Annotated in this window: 18 protein-coding genes; 11 read left to right on the top strand and 7 right to left on the bottom strand. The window is 50.5% G+C overall.

Features of this window, described 5'->3' with window-relative positions:
- Positions 1–177 precede the first annotated feature (177 nt).
- Positions 178–666: a CarD family transcriptional regulator gene (locus SCJ97_05850; GenBank protein MDW7739567.1), complete on the bottom strand. Its 489-nt coding sequence runs from the start codon at positions 664–666 to the stop codon at positions 178–180.
- 256 nt (positions 667–922) lie between these two features.
- Here SCJ97_05850 and SCJ97_05845 point away from each other — a divergent pair, with 256 nt between their 5' ends.
- The 10 genes from SCJ97_05845 (at position 923) to mazF (ending at position 10,992) form a co-directional block, all read left to right on the top strand.
- Positions 923–1,285, top strand: a complete 363-nt coding sequence (locus tag SCJ97_05845) for a DUF1573 domain-containing protein (protein ID MDW7739566.1) — start codon at positions 923–925, stop codon at positions 1,283–1,285.
- A gap of 23 nt (positions 1,286–1,308) precedes the next feature.
- Entirely contained in the window at positions 1,309–3,009 is a 1,701-nt protein-coding gene (locus SCJ97_05840) for a PucR family transcriptional regulator ligand-binding domain-containing protein (GenBank protein MDW7739565.1), read from the top strand.
- A gap of 267 nt (positions 3,010–3,276) precedes the next feature.
- Positions 3,277–4,899: an APC family permease gene (locus tag SCJ97_05835; protein MDW7739564.1), complete on the top strand. Its 1,623-nt coding sequence runs from the start codon at positions 3,277–3,279 to the stop codon at positions 4,897–4,899.
- 33 nt (positions 4,900–4,932) lie between these two features.
- Positions 4,933–5,871 (top strand): metallophosphoesterase, encoded by a 939-nt coding sequence (locus SCJ97_05830; protein MDW7739563.1) that lies wholly within the window; start codon positions 4,933–4,935, stop codon positions 5,869–5,871.
- Positions 5,872–5,982: 111 nt separating this feature from the next.
- Positions 5,983–6,750 (top strand): hypothetical protein, encoded by a 768-nt coding sequence (locus SCJ97_05825; GenBank protein MDW7739562.1) that lies wholly within the window; start codon positions 5,983–5,985, stop codon positions 6,748–6,750.
- Between the two features lie 24 nt (positions 6,751–6,774).
- A complete protein-coding gene (locus SCJ97_05820) occupies positions 6,775–7,203 on the top strand; it encodes a 4Fe-4S dicluster domain-containing protein (protein ID MDW7739561.1) in 429 nt (142 codons plus the stop codon).
- Entirely contained in the window at positions 7,200–9,053 is a 1,854-nt protein-coding gene (locus SCJ97_05815; GenBank protein MDW7739560.1) for an aldehyde ferredoxin oxidoreductase family protein, read from the top strand. The genes SCJ97_05820 and SCJ97_05815 overlap by 4 nt, the downstream gene beginning before the upstream one ends.
- Positions 9,054–9,143: 90 nt before the next feature.
- A complete protein-coding gene (locus SCJ97_05810) occupies positions 9,144–10,268 on the top strand; it encodes an iron-containing alcohol dehydrogenase (GenBank protein MDW7739559.1) in 1,125 nt (374 codons plus the stop codon).
- A gap of 143 nt (positions 10,269–10,411) precedes the next feature.
- Positions 10,412–10,657, top strand: a complete 246-nt coding sequence (locus tag SCJ97_05805) for an AbrB/MazE/SpoVT family DNA-binding domain-containing protein (protein MDW7739558.1) — start codon at positions 10,412–10,414, stop codon at positions 10,655–10,657.
- Positions 10,657–10,992 carry an endoribonuclease MazF gene (mazF, locus tag SCJ97_05800; GenBank protein MDW7739557.1) on the top strand — a complete coding sequence of 112 codons (336 nt, stop codon included), beginning with the start codon at positions 10,657–10,659 and terminating at the stop codon, positions 10,990–10,992. Before SCJ97_05805 ends, mazF begins: the two co-directional genes overlap by 1 nt.
- A 38-nt stretch (positions 10,993–11,030) precedes the next feature.
- On the opposite strand, the gene radA is transcribed toward mazF, so the two are convergent.
- The 6 genes from radA to SCJ97_05770 form a co-directional block, all read right to left on the bottom strand.
- Positions 11,031–12,413, bottom strand: coding sequence for a DNA repair protein RadA (gene radA, locus SCJ97_05795; GenBank protein ID MDW7739556.1), 1,383 nt, complete (start codon positions 12,411–12,413; stop codon positions 11,031–11,033).
- A gap of 106 nt (positions 12,414–12,519) precedes the next feature.
- A complete protein-coding gene (locus SCJ97_05790) occupies positions 12,520–13,356 on the bottom strand; it encodes a deoxyribonuclease IV (protein MDW7739555.1) in 837 nt (278 codons plus the stop codon).
- Positions 13,357–13,383: 27 nt separating this feature from the next.
- Positions 13,384–14,121 (bottom strand): NAD-dependent deacylase, encoded by a 738-nt coding sequence (locus SCJ97_05785; GenBank protein MDW7739554.1) that lies wholly within the window; start codon positions 14,119–14,121, stop codon positions 13,384–13,386.
- Between the two features lie 60 nt (positions 14,122–14,181).
- Positions 14,182–14,580 (bottom strand): secondary thiamine-phosphate synthase enzyme YjbQ, encoded by a 399-nt coding sequence (locus SCJ97_05780; GenBank protein ID MDW7739553.1) that lies wholly within the window; start codon positions 14,578–14,580, stop codon positions 14,182–14,184.
- A gap of 43 nt (positions 14,581–14,623) precedes the next feature.
- Positions 14,624–15,811: a hypothetical protein gene (locus SCJ97_05775; protein MDW7739552.1), complete on the bottom strand. Its 1,188-nt coding sequence runs from the start codon at positions 15,809–15,811 to the stop codon at positions 14,624–14,626.
- Between the two features lie 59 nt (positions 15,812–15,870).
- Complete coding sequence (locus tag SCJ97_05770) at positions 15,871–16,839, bottom strand: HD domain-containing protein (GenBank protein MDW7739551.1); 969 nt, start codon at positions 16,837–16,839, stop codon at positions 15,871–15,873.
- A gap of 364 nt (positions 16,840–17,203) precedes the next feature.
- Between SCJ97_05770 and SCJ97_05765 the strand changes: the two genes are divergently transcribed.
- Positions 17,204–17,831, top strand: a 628-nt coding sequence (locus tag SCJ97_05765) for a hypothetical protein (GenBank protein MDW7739550.1), incomplete at its 3' end; no start/stop codon positions are given.

The following is a 17,831-nucleotide window of genomic DNA, read 5'->3' as shown; positions in this document are numbered from 1 at the left end:
CATTCTTTTATCATTTATCCATGCATCCATTTATAAATTCATTATAAGCATCTCAGGGGAGTATTCATATTTATAAACAAAAATTCCAGGGAACTCTTCAAAATATTATAACTTAAAGTTTTCCCCGGAAGCAAGGTAAAACGTACGAGGCAGAGTATTAATTATCCCAACTGCTAACTATTCTGCCGGTTGTTCAAATATATTGTCAAGGGTATCTATTATCTCGGATTGCTCAATGCCCTGAACCAGGATAAGCTCACTGATCAGGATCTGGCGTGCCGTTTCAAGCATCTTGCTTTCACCGGTCGACAATCCTTTTTCACGGTCTCTGAGCATCAGGTTGCGAACTACTTCGGCAACTTCGAAAATATCCCCGGTTTTGATCTTTTCCAGGTGATTACGGTAGCGCCGGTTCCAGTTTGCAGACATCTCCGGCTGTTCTCCCTGAAGAACAATAAAGACCTCCGAAACTTTGTCTTTAGCGATCACGCCCCTTAAGCCTACCTGCATTATGCTATCGGTGGGGATGAGCACTTTCATTTCACCCATCGGTAATTTCATCACATAGTATTTCTTCCGGGCTCCAAGGATCTCTTTTTCTTCTATTGCTTCGATTACACCCGCACCGTGCATCGGGTAAACTACTCTGTCTCCAATACTGAACAATACCTCGCCCCCCTGTCGGTAACTTTAAATATTGTAGCATAATAACCAGTATGTGTCAATTAAACATATAGTTTAACACATCCCGAAGACGGTTACAATAATAAAAATTGACAGCGTATCCGATCCTTATATTAAAGGCTCTTCTAGTTGACATGACCGGAAAATTCAAAGTATAATTACGTAAACAAGGCCCCTATACAGAAAAAGAGGTGATCGCCAGGTGAAAGACAACGATGTAGTTTGTGACTTTCAGGAAATGGTGTCAGAAGTTTTGATCCGCCACAGAAGTATCCTCGATTGCCTGTCAAAATACCAGGAGTCAGCTGCACGTGTTAACCGCAGTATCATCAAAACTGTCACAGATTGTGGCTGTATTTCAATAAATGCCAACAAAAAGCAATACCCCCCGATGGATTCACTCAAAGAATGCGGAAAGTACATGGACTCCCATATCAAGGGTAAAATGTGCGAGCACTGCCGTGAAGTGATCGCTGAAGAAATCGGGAAACATCTCTTTTACCTAACAGCCCTTTGCAACACTCTTGATTTTAAATTGGAAGATCTCTTTAATCTTGAAGCAGACAGGATGAATACGTTAGGTCACTTTTTACTCTCCTGAACGCCTGAACGGGGTTTTGCCTGATGACCATCACGGTCAGAGATGCTTTAAAGATTGGCGGCCTGGTAGAAGCCAAGGTGCTTGCCGGATCGGCAGGACTGGATAACGAAATCCGGGCCGTAGATATTATCGATGTTCCCGACGCGGCAATCTGGTTTCGCCGCGATTCGCTTCTTTCAACCACTTTTTACGCCCTCAAGGACAATATTGACGCCCAGCTTCAAATGCTCGAAGATATTAAGACCTGCGGCGGGTCTGCCCTGATCATATTCTCTCCCGAACGTTATATCTCCCAGATCGATGAAAAGCTGATTAGAAAAGCGGATGAGCTCAGTTTACCGCTCCTGCAGATGCCCGACTGTTCATATATAGATGTAATTGTTCCGGTTATGACCAAAATCCTCGACAAACAGGTCCAGGCCCTGGAATATGCCCAGGAAGTTCACAGCATGATGACTAATATTGTCCTGAAAGGCAAGGGTCTTCAGGAACTGCTTCTTTCACTAACCTCTTTATTGAAAAAACCTGCCCTGATGGCTGACGGAGAACTGATGCTGATTGATGCAGCAGCTCCGGCCGACTGTAATACCGCAGCACCTCTTTTCAAACAGTGGGAGAAAAGCAACAAAAAATTATCCTTAATCGACTATTACCCACGGGCACTTCTGAATGAATTGTTCCATGAAAAGAAACCGGCATACTACCAGTACGGATCTGCTGAAGCGGATTATTTTGACTTCTTTTTTCCTGTTGTCGCCGGTGATTCTTTCTACGGCATATTAATTGTTCCCGACCTGAGCAGCGAACTGGAAAAGGAGAAAACAGTGGCAATGGAAGCGGGTGCCATGGCCATTGCCCTTGATATTCTTAAAGAGAAGGCGATCAGGGAAGCCGCGCGGAAAAGCGAACTTGACTTCTTCAACGAACTGCTCCTCGGCAATATCAAGAACAAGGAAACGATCATAACCCGCGCCCAGCAGTACGGCCTGGATGCCGCAGGCAGCTACTTTGTGATCTTGATCGAACTTGATAAGGAAAATATATTAAGTGACAAAAAAATGCAGAGCAGCCTTGAATATAATAAGGAGATCCTCGAAAAAAGGCTTTTCAGGCTTCTGCACTACTCCCTGGAGAAAGAAAACACTGAAGGGATAGTAATTGAAGCTCTGGGTAGCCTGATCGTGCTGGCCAGGGTTCCCGACAAACTCGGGGCTGTTGCCTCACGAAACTTTGGGAAAGAACTTATGCTCAGGATTAAAGAAATAGTTAAACCCCGGATCGACGGAATACCCTTCTACATGTCGGTCGGTGATTACTGTGCCGATATCGATCGAATCAGTGCCGGATACCTGGAAGCATGGGAAACTATGGATCTCGGTAAAAAGCTAAATGCCTCAGATTTTGCCCTGGCTTACCCGGACATGGCCCCATACCACCTGGTAAAACGTTTTTTGACCAGCCCGGGGACCGACCACCTATTCGAGCAAGTTTATGGACCGCTGCTTGAATATGACCGGGAAAAAGGTGGGGAACTGGTCCAAACCCTGGAAACCTACATAGAAAACAACTTTTCGCGGACCAAAACCGCAGAAAAACTTCACCTGCACCGAAATTCACTCAACTACCGGCTTCAAAAAATCGAAGAGCTGCTGGGGCAGGAAATCGATAAAGTCGACACCTTTCCCATGCTGCTCGCCTCGATCAGCCGCCGACTCGCCCAGTAGAGGTAACCACCACATATCCTCACATATCCACATACACAATTGTGCATTTTGCACAAGCAGGTAGGAATATTTCAGCCTATTACACAAAGGTGATCCCCTGTGAAAATTTAAATAGACTAACTGTTATTTATTTTGTTATCATTTCCTCATTTTTACCGGACAAATCAAACAAATTGGAGGTGAACCGGCCGTCACGAAGCATAGTCCCTGTTAAGTTTTACCCGGCAGCACCTGCCGGAAAACAAGTTTAGAAAGGAAGATAAGATAATGGCACAACCCGGAATGTTTGTCCGCAAAGCCAGCGGCCTGGTTCGCTCATGGTCGGTTTTCGACGGCTTTGTCTATGCTTTCTTCTCGATCAACCTTGTTACCCTTGGCTTTTATATCTTTGCTTTCGCTCCTTATCTCCCCGAAGCGAACCTCTTGACAGCTATTGTAATAAGCGCAATCTTTATCATTTTTGAAATCTTCGTCTACGGTTTGTTGGTGGCGGTTATGCCCCGTGCCGGCGGTGACTATGTCTGGCAGAGCCGTATCCTGGGAGGCGGTCTCGGATTCGTCCTCTCGATCACCGGCTGGGCCTGGATTCTCTGGCACTGGGTACCTCTCTACGGAAATATGCTTGCCTTTAACGTATTTGCCCCGATCCTGGGCATGCTGGGCGGCTGGACCGGCAGCACCGGTCTTCACAACGCTGCAAGCTGGTTTATCAGCACCAACGGTTTCTTTGTCTCTTCCCTGGTTGTTATTGTCCTCGCTTTTATCTACGTCAGCCTCGGGATGAGCTGGTATGCCCGCATTCAGAAATTCTGCTTTTACCTGGGAATGGCCGGAATGGCCACAATGATTATCATGATGCTGGTCAACAACCGGGCAGACTTTATTGCCGGATTCAACCAGTATGCAAACAACTTCTTCGCAGCGGGCGGGGGAGATGTATACCAACAGGTATTGGCTGCTTCTGCCGAAGGCGGTTACACTGCCGCACCGCTGAACAGAGTGGCAGTCGGCGCCAGCCTGGCCCTTATACCGATGGTTGTTTTCTTCAACCTCTGGCCAAACTGGGGCGCCACATTATACGGTGAAGTGCGCGGCGCTTCCGATTTCAAGCGTAACTTCTGGAGCATGGCCGCCGGTTTAATCGGCACCACCATCCTGGCTTTGATCGTGCTCGGCTTGATTGCCAAAGTAATCGGCTGGGATTTCTACAACGCCGCAAACTTTGCTTACTATGAAGGCACCTCGCCTTTTGGCGCTTATCCCTACCCGGCCCTGCTGGTAAGCTTCCTTACCGACAGCCCTCTGCTGCAGATGTGGCTTTTAATTTCTATGAGCGCCTGGTTCTTCGGCTGGTGCGGCACGGTATTCCTCTCCTCAACCCGGGTTATCTTCGCAGCCGCTTTCGATCGTATCCTGCCCGAGTGGATGGCCCGCGTTTCCACCAAGTTCCGCTCTCCGGTTAACGCGCTGCTGGTAATGGCTGTCGGCGGTGTAATTGTCAGCGCCGGAATGCATTACACGGAAAATCTGGAAACTCTTGCCCTGAACTCGACCGTGGTTATCGCTGTAACCTACTTCGGAACCACTATTGCCGCCATAATCCTGCCCTACAAAGATCCGGAACTTTACAAGGCTTCACCGATCGCCAGGCTTAAAATATTCGGCCTGCCGCTGATTACGGTTACCGGAATTATATTCGGCGCCTTCCTGCTCTTCCTCTTCTACATGTGGGCAACCGATTCCGTTTACGGGATCAACGAACCGACTTCCTACATCTATATGGCTATTCTCTATGCCATTTCAATTATCATTTATGTCGGTTCCAAGGCATACCGTAAAAAGCAGGGTATTAACCTGGACGAAATTCATAAGAGCATCCCCGTTGAATAATTTTTAACGCTGGTGCTTCATGGAGGCTGATTCATGACTACCATCTTTTTTGCAACTGATGTTCACGGTTCGGAGATATGCTGGAAAAAATTTATCAACGCCGGAAAGTTCTACAACGCAGATATTCTCGTTCTCGGCGGCGATATGACCGGCAAAGCGCTGGTGCCCTTCATCAAGGACAGCAAGGGAATGTACAAAGTTAACTTCCTGGAAGAAGAAATGCTCCTGGATGAAGAAGGCAAGGCGCGGATGTTTAAAAATATTTCCGACCGTGGATACTATCCTCTAGACCTGACCGATGACGAGTTCGAAGAACTGAGCGCCGACTCGGAAAAGGTTGAAAAACTGTTCGTTAATCATGTGCTGGCTATGGCTGAACGCTGGGTAGCTTTCGCCGACGGAAAACTGGTCGGTACCGGAATTAAATGTTTCGTCTGCCCCGGTAACGACGACATGTTCGAAATTGACGACGTTCTTGAATCATCAAAGTCCATAACCATGGCCGAAGGCAAACTGCTCGATCTCGACGGTCATTATGAAATGATCAGCACCGGTTGGTCAAATCCCACTCCCTGGGATACCCACCGCGAGTGCAGTGAAGAAGAGTTGGCCGAAAAAATCGAAGCCATGGCTTCAAAAGTGCCTGATATAAATCGCTGTGTCTTCAATTTGCATGCACCGCCATTCGGATCAGGCCTTGATGAAGCGCCGGAGCTCGATGAAAACCTGCGGCCCAAATATGCCGGACGTTCATTGATTCCTGTCGGCAGCTATGCAGTACGCGACGCCATCAATAAGTACCAGCCGCCCCTGGCCCTGACGGGACATATCCATGAAGGACGCGGAATCAAGAGGATGAAGAAGACCTTTGTGGTTAACCCGGGCAGCTCTTACGAACAGAGCACCCTGCTCGGTTCAATCATCGAGATGGATAAGAAAGGGGTCAAAAAATACGTTTTGACCTCGGGTTAAGGTAAAACAATAAAAACAATGTCACCCCCACTTACCCCTCCCCTTCAGCGGGGAGGGGATATGTGGGCGCTAAAAACAACATGTGAAATATTCGCTGAAAGGAGGTCTAACGTGTCTCAATATACAGGTAAAGAAGCCGGCGAATTTATCGCCGAAGCTAAACAGATCATCGAGTCGGCGGAAAAAAGGGGAGCACCACTGCGTTTAATCGGCGCGCTGGCCTTTCACCTGCACTGTCACGATTACAGGCATATTCATCAGAAATGGGGCCGGGTCTTCACCGATACCGATTTCGTAGCCCGCAGTGAGCACCAGCAGGCAATTATTGAAGCTTACGCTGAACTCGGTTACCGTGACGATGAAATGATCACCACTTTATACGGCTCCGACCGCCTGGTGTTCGATAACCCTGAAACAGGGATGCACTCCGATATCTTCTTTGATAAGCTCGATTTCTGCCACGTTTTGCCGTTGCGCGACAGGCTGGATGTTGACGATCTGACCATCCCCCTGGCCGAGCTATTCCTGGAGAAGATGCAGATTGTTCAGATCAACGAAAAAGATATCGTCGATACCATGATGCTCCTGGCAGAACACCCGGTTGGGGAAAGCGATGAGGAAACAATCAATGCCCCGGTGATCGCAAGGGTGCTGGCCGGTGAGTGGGGTTTCTGGCGCACCGTAACCGGCAACGTGGAAAAGCTGATGATGATGAACAACAAAACAGATCTCTTTGATAACAATGAGAAGAAACTGATCGAAGAACGTCTGGCTGAAATTAGCCGTTACGTCGATAGCGAGCCGAAACCGCTTGCCTGGCGCATGCGCAGTAAGGTCGGCGATAAAGTAAAGTGGTACAAAGATGTGGACGAACTATAAGTTACGAAGAAATGAGGAATGCCCATGCTTTACTTGAGAGGCGAGTTCGATTTATGCACCGGCTGTGGCTCCTGCCTGTTGGCCTGTTCCAACCGGGCTGCCGGCGGTTACAGTCCCCGCCTGGCCCGTCTCAAAATTTTCAGCGAGAATGAAAACCTGGTTAACCGCCCCCTGGTCTGCACCCAGTGCGAAAACCCCTTCTGCCTGCATTCCTGCCCGGTTGCTGCAATCAGCAGGTCGGAAGATACAGGTGTTGTCCTGATCAACAAAGAAACCTGCACCGGTTGCGGCGACTGCGTCACTGCCTGCCCCGATAATATGATCCAGCTGGATAACGCTGGCAAGGCTGACAAATGCGACTTATGCCAGGATGAACCGGAACCGCTTTGCGTAAAATACTGTGTACCGAAAGCTCTGAAACTGGTCGAAAAGCGGGAGGTGATCACGCGATGAACGCCTATATGAATAAACTGCTCTATATCGATCTCAGCAGCGGAAAAATTACTGAAATTACACCCCATCCCCGCCTGGTTAAAGATTTCGTCGGGGGTAAGGGTTTTGGAGCGAAAATTCTTTTCGATCTGCTGCCTGCGGAAACCGACCCGCTGTCACCGGAAAATATCCTGATGTTCATGCCCGGTCCGCTGACCGGCACCCTCGCTCCGGCCATGCGCGGCTGTGTAGTTACAAAATCCCCTTTAACCCAAACCTTTGCCGATTCCTACTTCGGCGGGCACTTCGCCCAGGAGATCCGCTACTGCGGTTACGACGGGATAATCATTACCGGAGCCGCCGCCGTACCAAGCTATATCTGGATCGATGACGGTAAAGTTGAAATCCGCTCTGCAGAAGGGATCTGGGGTCTGGATACTTTCGCTGCTGTCGAGGTAATCCGCGAAGAGCTGGGCGATGAAACAGTCAAAACAGCCTGTATCGGTCCGGCTGGAGAAAACCTGGTATCCTTTGCCCTGATTAACTGCGAATATAACCGCCATGCCGGTAGAGCAGGCACCGGTGCGGTGATGGGTTCAAAAAATTTGAAAGCTCTGGTTCTGCGGGGAAGCAAAGTAATTACCCCGGCTGATCCTGAAAAATTCAGCTCCGCCGTTGACCAGGCTTACTCAGAACTGGCAGCCGACGAAACCATCGCTTCCTTTACGGCTGACGGTACAGCGGCTTCCATCGATTTTGCCAATGACGAACAGCTACTGCCAACCCACAACTACTACGACGGAACCTTTGAAGGTGCTTCCGGCCTGAATGCCGGGGCCCAGCGTAAAAGCTTCTGGCTCCGTAACGTAGCCTGCGCCGGATGTCCCATCGCCTGTGGAAAGGTGGGTTTGATCAGGCGGGGACGCCACAAGGGCATGGTTTCCGATGTTGTGGAATACGAAACGGCTTCAATGATCGGCAGCAACCTGGGGATAAGCAATACACGCGATGTAGCCTACCTGGTTAAAAAGTGTGACGCCTTGGGATTGGACGGCATGTCAGCCGGCGGAGTAGCCGGATTTGCCATTGAAGCATATCAGAAAGGGCTGATCACCGCTAAAGATACGGGAGGCAGGGAACTTAAATTTGGCGACACCGAATCTGCCGACTACCTGCTGGAAAAGATCGTTTTTAGGGACGGGATCGGTAATATCCTGGCCAAAGGGGTAAAAGAAGCGGCAAGCGAACTGGGCGGAAATGCAGATGCCTTTGCTGTCCACGTCAAGGGTCTTGAAAGCCCGGCCTGGGGACCGCGAAGCGTACCCGGTATGGGGCTTGCCCTTGCTACGGCCGACCGCGGCGGGTGCCACCAGAGGGCCTTTCCGATACTTTATGAAGTGGGCGGAGAATGGAACGGCGTGCCCGTTGAAAGAGAAGCCCTTAAAGGCAAAGGTGAAATTGTCGCCCACCTTCAGAACTACCTGGCCGGTCTCGATACGGTTGTTAAATGCGATTTCGGCCAGTACGGGGTAAAAGATGTAACCTACTGCCGCATGCTGGAAGCGGCAACGGGAGAAAAATATGATGTTCCAAAACTGATACAGCTCGGCGAGAGAGTCTGGAACCAGATCAGGCTCTTTAACCTGCGCGAAGGCTTTACCCGTGCTGATGACACCCTGCCGAAAAGGTTTACCGAAGAGCCGCTGCCCGAAGGGCCTTATGCCAGTCAGCGCATCCCTTTGAAAGACCTTGACGTGCTGCTCGACGAATATTATGCGGTTCGCGGCTGGGATGCTGAAGGAAAGCCAACGGCTGATAAACTTACATCACTGGGCCTGGATCAGATGCCGGTTTTGATTAAAAAACCATAATTATATTTTTGATTACATATCCATAATTTAAGGAGGATTTGCCTCGTGAAAGATTTACAGAAACTGCACTATTTCGAGGTTCCGACCGTAATGAAACATGCTCTCGGCGCGGTAAACCACCTGCCCAATGAACTCGCCATCCTGGGAGTTAAAAAACCCCTGATCGTCACCGACCAGGGTGTGGTCAAGGCCGGCCTGCTTGACCAGGTTCTCAAACCTTTAAAAGATGCCTCGGTGAGCTACGTACTTTACGACCAGGTTGTCTTCAACCCGCCCCTGGCCACGGTTGCCGCCGGAACCGAAATGTATCACAAGAACGGCTGTGACGGCCTTGTGGCTGTCGGCGGAGGCTCTTCCATGGACTGCGCCAAGGCGATCGGGGTTGAAATTGCTCACGACGAACCGGTCCTTGAATATGAATGTGCTGAAGGGAAAAAAGAGCTGAGCAAGCGTATCCCGCCTCTGGCCTGTATCCCCACTACTGCGGGAACAGGCAGCGAGGTTACCTTGTGGGCAGTAATTACCGACCCGGCCCGCCAGTACAAGTTCAACGTGGGCGGCCCGTTGATCGCCGCTCACCTGGCGCTGGTCGACCCTCTGCTGCATCTGTCAATGCCGGCCGAGGTAACCGCCGGAACCGGAATGGATGCATTATGCCACGCCATCGAATGCTATACCTGCGCCTACGCCCAACCGGCAACAGATGCCGTCGCCCTGCTCGCCATCGAGTATGCCGGCAAGTACCTGCGCCGGGCTGTTGCCTACGGCCAGGATGTGGAAGCCCGCTATTACATGGCCATGAGCGCCATGCTGGCCGGTCTTTCCTACGGTGCTGAAAGCGCCGGAGCTGTCCATGCCATGACCCAGACCATGGGTGGCATATTCCCTGTTCATCATGGAATCGTTGTCGGCTCTACGCTTGTACCGGTAATGGAATACAACTGGATGGGTGAACCGGCCAAGTATGCCCGGATAGCCCTGGCCTTAGGCGTGCCCACTTTCGGGATGACCGAGCGCGAAGCCGCCCTGGCCGCTGTCGAGGAAGTACGCGACCTGGCAAGTGATATTGGCATACCCAAACTGAGCGAACTGGGAATCAAGGAATCAGATATCCCCCGCCTGGCCCAGGAAGCCTTCAACGACCCGCAGACAATCGGCAACCCGCGTGATCTCACCGTTAAAGCTTACGAGGAGATCTACCTTAGGGCTCTGTAATGCTTTCATTACCTCCGTTGAAAGCAAATTAAGTAAGCCAAAATCCGTGCGGCCGCGCGGATTTTGGCTTTATTGACCGAAATCATCCCATTATGTATAATCATTGTAGATACGGCGATCTGAATTTGAGGAAGGTGTTTTTGGTGTTGGTTAAAATATTAAAATGGGGTAACAGTCTGGCTATCAGGATTCCAAAAGCCTTCGCCAGTGAGGTTAAAATAAAAGAAAACAGCCGTGTAGAACTGACAATCGAAAATGGAAAACTTAGTGTTAAGCCGGTTGAAGATGAACAAAGTTATCAATTGGAACAACTTCTGAATCAGGTTAATGAAGAAAATGTTCATTACGAAATTGATACCGGAGAACCTCAAGGTAAGGAGATCTGGTAATGAAATATGACTATATACCAAAACGGGGCGATCTGGTCTGGATTGACTTTTCTCCCCAGTCAGGTCATGAACAGTCAGGACGTCGTCCGGCTCTTTGCATATCTCCTCAATCCTACAACCAAAAAGTCGGGCTCGCAATCTTTTGTCCGATTACCAATGCAATAAAAGGGTATCCCTTTGAAGTTTTACTCCCTGAAAATTTACAGGTATCCGGTGTTATACTTACCGACCAGGTAAAAAGTCTGGACTGGCGTTCACGACAGGTAGAATACCTGGCTTCTCTTCCCGCAACGGTCACCTCGGAGGTTTTATCAAAAATTCGCACCCTGATTTAAGTTAGTGAGTCTTACTTATAAACCTAACAATTATGATCCTAACTTCGCAGCAGAGATATACCGATTGTTTCCTTTATATTATCCACCCCGATGAGCTGGAGATCTTTAAATTCCTTTCTGCTCCCCTTTAGCTCGGTAATATTGGCCTGGGGCAGGATAAATCTCTTGAAACCAAGTTTGGCTGCCTCTCCCAGGCGCTGGCGGATCCGGCTCACCGGGCGTATTTCACCGGTTAAGCCTATCTCCCCGGCGGCAACTGTATCTCCGTTCAGGCTCACGCCCTTCAGGCTTGAAGTAAGGCTCAAAGCCAGGGCCAGGTCGGCAGCCGTTTCATAAAGACGCACTCCGCCGACGGCGTTGACAAAGGTATCGAGTCCGAAGAAAGATATCCCGGCATGCTTTTCAAGAACCGCCAGAACCAGGGCAACCCGGTTTAAGTCTATACCCGTTGAAGTCCGTTTCGGTGAGGGATAGCTGGTCGGGGCCACCAGCGACTGGATCTCGACCAGCAGGGGGCGGGTCCCTTCCATGCTGGCCGTGATAACCGCACCCGGAGCCTGCTCCTGTCTCTGGGTTATAAACAGGTGCGAGGGATTGGCCACTTCAACCATCCCTTCTTCTTCCATCATAAAAACCCCGATCTCGTTGGTCGAACCGAAGCGGTTCTTCACCCCGCGGAGGATGCGGAAGCTGTGATAGCGGTCCCCCTCCAGGTAGAGGACACAGTCTACCATGTGCTCTAACAGGCGCGGTCCGGCCATGACCCCTTCCTTCGTCACGTGTCCCACCAGGAATATAGCAATATTTTCCTCCTTGGCCAGCCGGACCAGTTCCGAGGCTACTTCGCGCACCTGGCTGACGCTGCCGGGCACCCCGTCAATTTCGCTGCGGTATACCGACTGTACCGAATCGACAATCAGAACGGCCGGTTCAAGCGAAACGGCAGCCTCACACAGAGTTTCAAGTTCCGTGACCGCTGCCGTGAAAAAACTATCCTTTATATTAAGCCTCGATGCACGCATCTTGATCTGCTGCAAAGATTCTTCCCCGCTGGCATAAAATACCTTTTTACGGTCGGCCAGGTTTGCCGCTGCCTGCAGCAGGAGCGTGGATTTGCCGATACCGGGATCGCCCCCGAGCAGGACCACCGAGCCTGAAACCAGCCCGCCGCCCAGAACCCGGTCGAACTCAGTTATACCGGTGGCAAAGCGCTCTTCTTCGGTTGATTTAACATCGCTTAAGGTAACTACCCTGGAGTCTGATTTTCTGGCCCTTCCCCCCGGGGCAGCAGATCTTTTTGATGGCGCAAGCGTTACTTCATTCATCGTGTTCCATTCGCCGCAGCCCGGGCAGCGCCCCAGCCATCTATGGCTCTCGTGACCGCAGCTGCCGCAGCAGAAAAGCGTTTTCTTTTTCGCCAAGATGCTTCCTCCCGAATAATTTTTTCAAAAAATGTATATTTCCCGTTACCTGAATCAGGTATATCCTGCCGGTAAAATTTAAATGAATTTAACGCAAGCTGAGCGACTATCTAACCAGGCTTTCCAGCTTTTCTAAGTTGGCGCGGTCCCTGTCTGTCCCGTTCTCCGGTGTTTCCAGAATGATCGGGAAGTCCTCCGACCAGCCGTAATTGATCACCGCGCCGAAACCTTCCAGGCAGATATTTCCTTCACCGATATGGGCATGCCTGTCGACTCTTGCCCCCAGCTTCACCTTCGTATCGTTGACATGGATAACATGAAGGTGTTTTAAGCCCACCGTGCTCTCAATCTCTTTCATTGTCGCTTCGACCCCGGCTGCTGTACCGAGTTCATATCCGGCCGCCCAGCTGTGGGCTGTATCGATGCAGATCCCCAGCTTGCCTTCAGGAAAAGCTTTCAATATCTCGGCCAGCTCATCAAACCTGGAGCCGATTGCCGTCCCGCTGCCTGCCGTGTTTTCAAGGAGCAGTTTAACTGATTCCGGCCACTTCGGCAGTCCCTCACCGATCGATTCAATAATCTGGTTAATGCCCTTTTCCACCCCTTCACCCCCGTGGTTCCCGGTATGTAAAACCACGTAGGGCGCCCGGTAGAAGCCGGCTCTCTCCATCGTTTCATCGAGCAGCTTCTTCGACTTCTCCAGAAATTCTGCGTTGTTCGTAGCCAGGTTGATCAGGTAGGCGCTGTGGACAACCAGGGGATTTAGATCCATTACATCGATCATGTCCGCCCGCTTCGCAATCTCGCTTTCCTCCAGCTTACCCATTTTCCAGCCGGTGGGGTTGCCGGGAAAGATCTGGATTGTACGGCAGCCGATATCGGCCACCCGCTTAACATTTGCTTCAAACCCGCCCTTCTGGGGCATATGCACTCCGAATCTCACGGTCTAACCTCCAAAATACATTTGCTTTCAAAGTTCTTTCAGGAGCAATCTCATTGCTGTAACTACGCTGTCGTTGATCACTACCCTGGCCTTGCTGTCGTGGAAAGTGGGGGTGCGGTTGATGATCACCACGTTATCGCAGAGGGCTGGAATCTGGTTGGCCGGCGATACCTGCATGCTTGAACCGATCACCAGGATAAGGTCGGCCTTTTCTACTTCCTTCATCGCTTTGCCGTAATCGGGGGATAGCGGTTCCCCGAAAAGCACCACGTCAGGCTTGAGAACTTCCCCGCATTCCACACAGAGGGGCGGGATCAGCCCTTCTTCCACGTCGGCCGCCACCTCTTCGATGGGCACCTGCCTGCCGCAGTGCATGCAGCTGGCGCTGCTGAGTGTTCCGTGGATCTCGTATACTTTTTTTGAACCGCCCTTCTGGTGCAGGGCATCCACGTTTTGCGTGATGATTCCTTTGATCATACCCCGATTTTCAAGCTCGGCAAGGACCTGGTGCGCCTCGTTAGGCTCGGCCTGCTCGAGCATTTTAAAAAATGGGATGCCCGCCCTGTAGAAGGCGCCGGGGTTCCTTTTGAACCCCTGGATGGTAAACATCTCGGGGTCAAGCATGGTCCATAGTCCGCTTCCGGGACTGCGGAAGTCGGGTATACCGCTTTCGGTGGAGATACCGGCTCCGGTAAGGGCTAAAGCGTAATCACTATCCAGCAGCAGTTCGGCCACTTTCCTGATCTTCTCGTTCAGTTCGGTCATCACTTACAACCTCCCCTGACTTTGAAGTTAAATTAGATATTAAACTGTCGGAAAATATAATTAACTAATGTGTCCCCAAATTTTTACCGTGCGGGTCCGCGGGCCGTCGAATTCAGCCAGGAAGACGCCCTGCCAGGTTCCCAGGTCGAGCCTTCCCTCCCTGATGATCAGGTGCAGGGAACAGCCCAGCAGGGAAGCCTTGATGTGGGCATCGCTGTTGCCTTCCCGGTGGCGGTAGCCGCCCCTGAGCGGAACCATCTTTTGCAGGAAACCTAAAATATCGCTCATCACATCGGGATCTGCATCTTCGTTGATGGTTACCGCTGCAGTGGTGTGGGAAACGAATACCGTGCAGTGCCCCTCATTTACCCCTCCGGCTGCCAGCAGGGCATTGATCTTGTCGGTAATATTAATAAATTGTTCTCGCTGGGTGGAACTTACACTTAGTTCGAAGTACATCCGGATACCTCCAGACAGAGGAATTGTCGGAAAATATAATTAACTAATGTGTCCCCAAATTATTTTCGTTCAGCAGGGCAAGCATGTTCCGGTAGGCTTTGCGGTCGATCTGCAGAACTTCGTTGATCTCTTTAAATTTTCGGCGCACGCTGGCTGCCGACACGCCGTAGGCCGCGGCCAATTCCTTCTGGGTTAAACCTAAGAAATGAAAGCGGGCCAGGCAGTACTCCAGCCCCGCCGCCCAGGTCTGCGGCTTATCTACCCGCGGGCCTTCCGGGTAACGGTGATTTATGTAATCGATCCAGATCGCTTCCACATCTTCGTAGAATTCTTCAGTATAGAAAGCGCTCCGGCGCATGTTGGCCATGGTGCACTCTATAACCTGCTGCCAGCTCTTGTCCCAGACAGGAGCCGATGCAGGAAGGTTATTCAGGTTGACTTCCTTGAAGCACCCTTCGTTGAATATACGGTATCGCCCCGGGGGCGCTGTTCTCTTCAGCTCCTGCAGGGCAATCTGTCTCAAACGCTCGTTGATCCAGGGATTGGCCGCGAACTCCGCCAGCCCAATCCTGGCCGCTTCGCAGTCCGCTCCCCCGTAGAGCCTGATTATCGCTTCCTTTAATATATCGTTGCCCTGGTAAAGTCCCCAGCGCACCACCTGGCTGAACTCTTTTTCTTCCAGCAGCCTTTCCTTGAACTGAACAGTTGAAGTCTCCCCGATCAGCTTGAACATGGCTTCATTTTCTTCGGGGCTTAAACTGCGGGCCCCTTCTTCATACTCCTCTTCTTCCTCCATGGCAAAGAGCAGGTCTTCCGCCTCTTCAGCCATATCGCCTTCGGGAGAAATATGCAGGTATTTGAGCAAACAGCGCTTCGCTTCGGGAAGCTCTTCCATCAGCCCGTAATTGACAGCCATGAAAAAGTAGCATTCGGTCAGTTCGGAATCCATATTCTGGACTATATGCTTGAATATCTTGTTCGATTCTTTCAGTTTGCCGGCCCTGCTCAGCAGGCAGGCCAGGTTGTAGTGGTTGGCCGGGTCGTCTCGGTCTGCTTCAACTGCTTTCTGCAGGTAGAGCAGTGCCTTGCCCAGTTTATTTTTTTGACCGAAGTAAACCCCTTTTTCGGTATAATATTTTGCATCCTGGTTAAAGGGGATTACCTTGGGATTTATTTTATCTGTTTTCAATATGCCTTTCGGTCTGTCGGCTCTGCCCAACACGGTCACCATCTCTCTGTATCTTGTTTGAATATTATCAGAAAATATAAATAAATAATGTGTCCCGGAAATTATTCTTCCGGGGGGACGTAGACGCTGCGTTCCAGGAAGCGGTCCCATTCGGTCCAGTCGCCGCTTTCGGGGACATGTTTCTGCATGACGTTGATGAACTGGTTCATCCGGGCGCTGACCAGGTCGGCGTGGAAGAGGGCAAAGGCGTGGATCGTCTTCGGCACTTCCGGGGAGCCCCACTCGCGCATGCCGTGGTGGGTGAGCATTATATGCTGCAGTTCCAGCTTCAGCGCTTCGGGAAAGTCGGGCATCTCGGCCAGCTTTTTATCGAGCATCTCCTTGCCGATGCTGATGTGGCCCACCAGTTTACCCCGGTCGGTAAAATCAAAACTGATGCTCTCCTGTTTATACTCTTCAATCTTGCCAATATCGTGCAGCACCGCCCCGGCGATCAAAAGATCAAACCTGAGCTGCCCGGGATAAATCCTGACCAGGTTGCGGCAGATCTCGATCACTTCCAGGGTATGCTCCAGCAGCCCGCTCACATAATTGTGGTGGATCGTCCTCGCCGCCGGGGCCAGGGCAAAACTGCGGGCAAACTCGGCATCGCCGAGGAATTTCTCCAGCAGGCCTTTTAGCTGCGGGTCTTTTACTTCCTGCTCTATTATCTCTTTCAGCTCACCCAGCATCTCCCGGGGATCTCTTTCTGCCACCGGCTGGAAGAAGGCCTTGTTCACCTTGGTCGGGTCGAGCTTACGCATATCGCTGACCACTACCTGTGGCCCGTGATATTCGCCCACAGAACCGCGCACAAATACTATATCATCGCTCTTGATCTCTTCTTCGCCCACCGGGGGATCCCACATTACCGCCTTCACCCTGCCGCTCACATCAGCCAGGGTGAGCTTTAAAAAGAACTCGCCTGACCGGTGCGGCGAAGCAAAGGGCGACCTGTTCACTTCGGCCACCAAAGCCTGGGTCTCTACCTCATCGCCTATTTTCAAGTCCTTGATCAATTGTTTCTTCATTAATATATCTCCCTTCCGGGTTAAAGCCGATGCTCTGAAGTTGCTCTATCAATGTTAGCATAAAGTTGCTTCATTTTAAAGAGCTGCAGTTGGCATAAGAAACTTTACTCTGCAAGCAAGCTATATATCGGTTTATCTAATTAAAGGCTGACAATTCGAGAGTATATTCCTTTTAATATGATGTAACTTATATTATTGATTAATCCCCTGGTTTCTTCTTAATTAATAAGGCGTTTTCTTTAATTAATTCTTAATATATTGCAATAATTGCGTAAAATTAGCTTGACAAATAGGCATAAAATTAATAAAATTACCATTAGCGAGGTGTATTACAACTAAAATTAAGAAAGGAAGTGTTAAGAAAGTGAAGAAAAGGACACTCGTAGCAGTAGCACTGGCCGTTATCTTTACCCTGGCCCTTGCTGCACCCGTTTTCGCCCAGGACATGACCCACAGTGTTGATTATGACCTGGATGGCACAATCAGCCTGAAGAAACATGTCGGGCACCTTTGCAACACCGGCGCTGAAATGAAGCAGGTTATCGCCGGTGCCGGAACGATGATGAAATCAACAGACGCTTACATGATGGCAGGTTACTTAACAGTAGACGATGACAATGACTGGATTGCTTCCGCAACCAGCAGCCTGTCTGTCATCACCGCCATTGAGCTCTGCGCTCCGGCAAAGCATGTATATGATTTCCCTGATGAACCAAATGGTGAAGTATCAGCCCCTTTATCAAATGGCAATGGTTCTGATGGCGATGTATACTTTGATGTTGAAGATCTATATGATAGGGACGATATCAAACCTCTAACCAAGCAGATCTGGGCAGCCGAAGTTAAAGCAGATCCCAGTTTCTCTGGTAACATGCACACTGACTTTACTGCAGCCTACGGCCCTGGCCCTGGCGATGGTGATGATGAGTGGGGTTGGGACGAGGACGATGAAGTTGAAGTCGGCGAAGATTATGTCGGCAACTATTTCATCA

The sequence above is a fragment of the Bacillota bacterium genome (assembly GCA_033549065.1).
Classification (GTDB): domain Bacteria; phylum Bacillota; class Dethiobacteria; order DTU022; family DTU022; genus JAWSUE01.
This window is presented reverse-complemented; position numbering and strand designations above follow the sequence as displayed.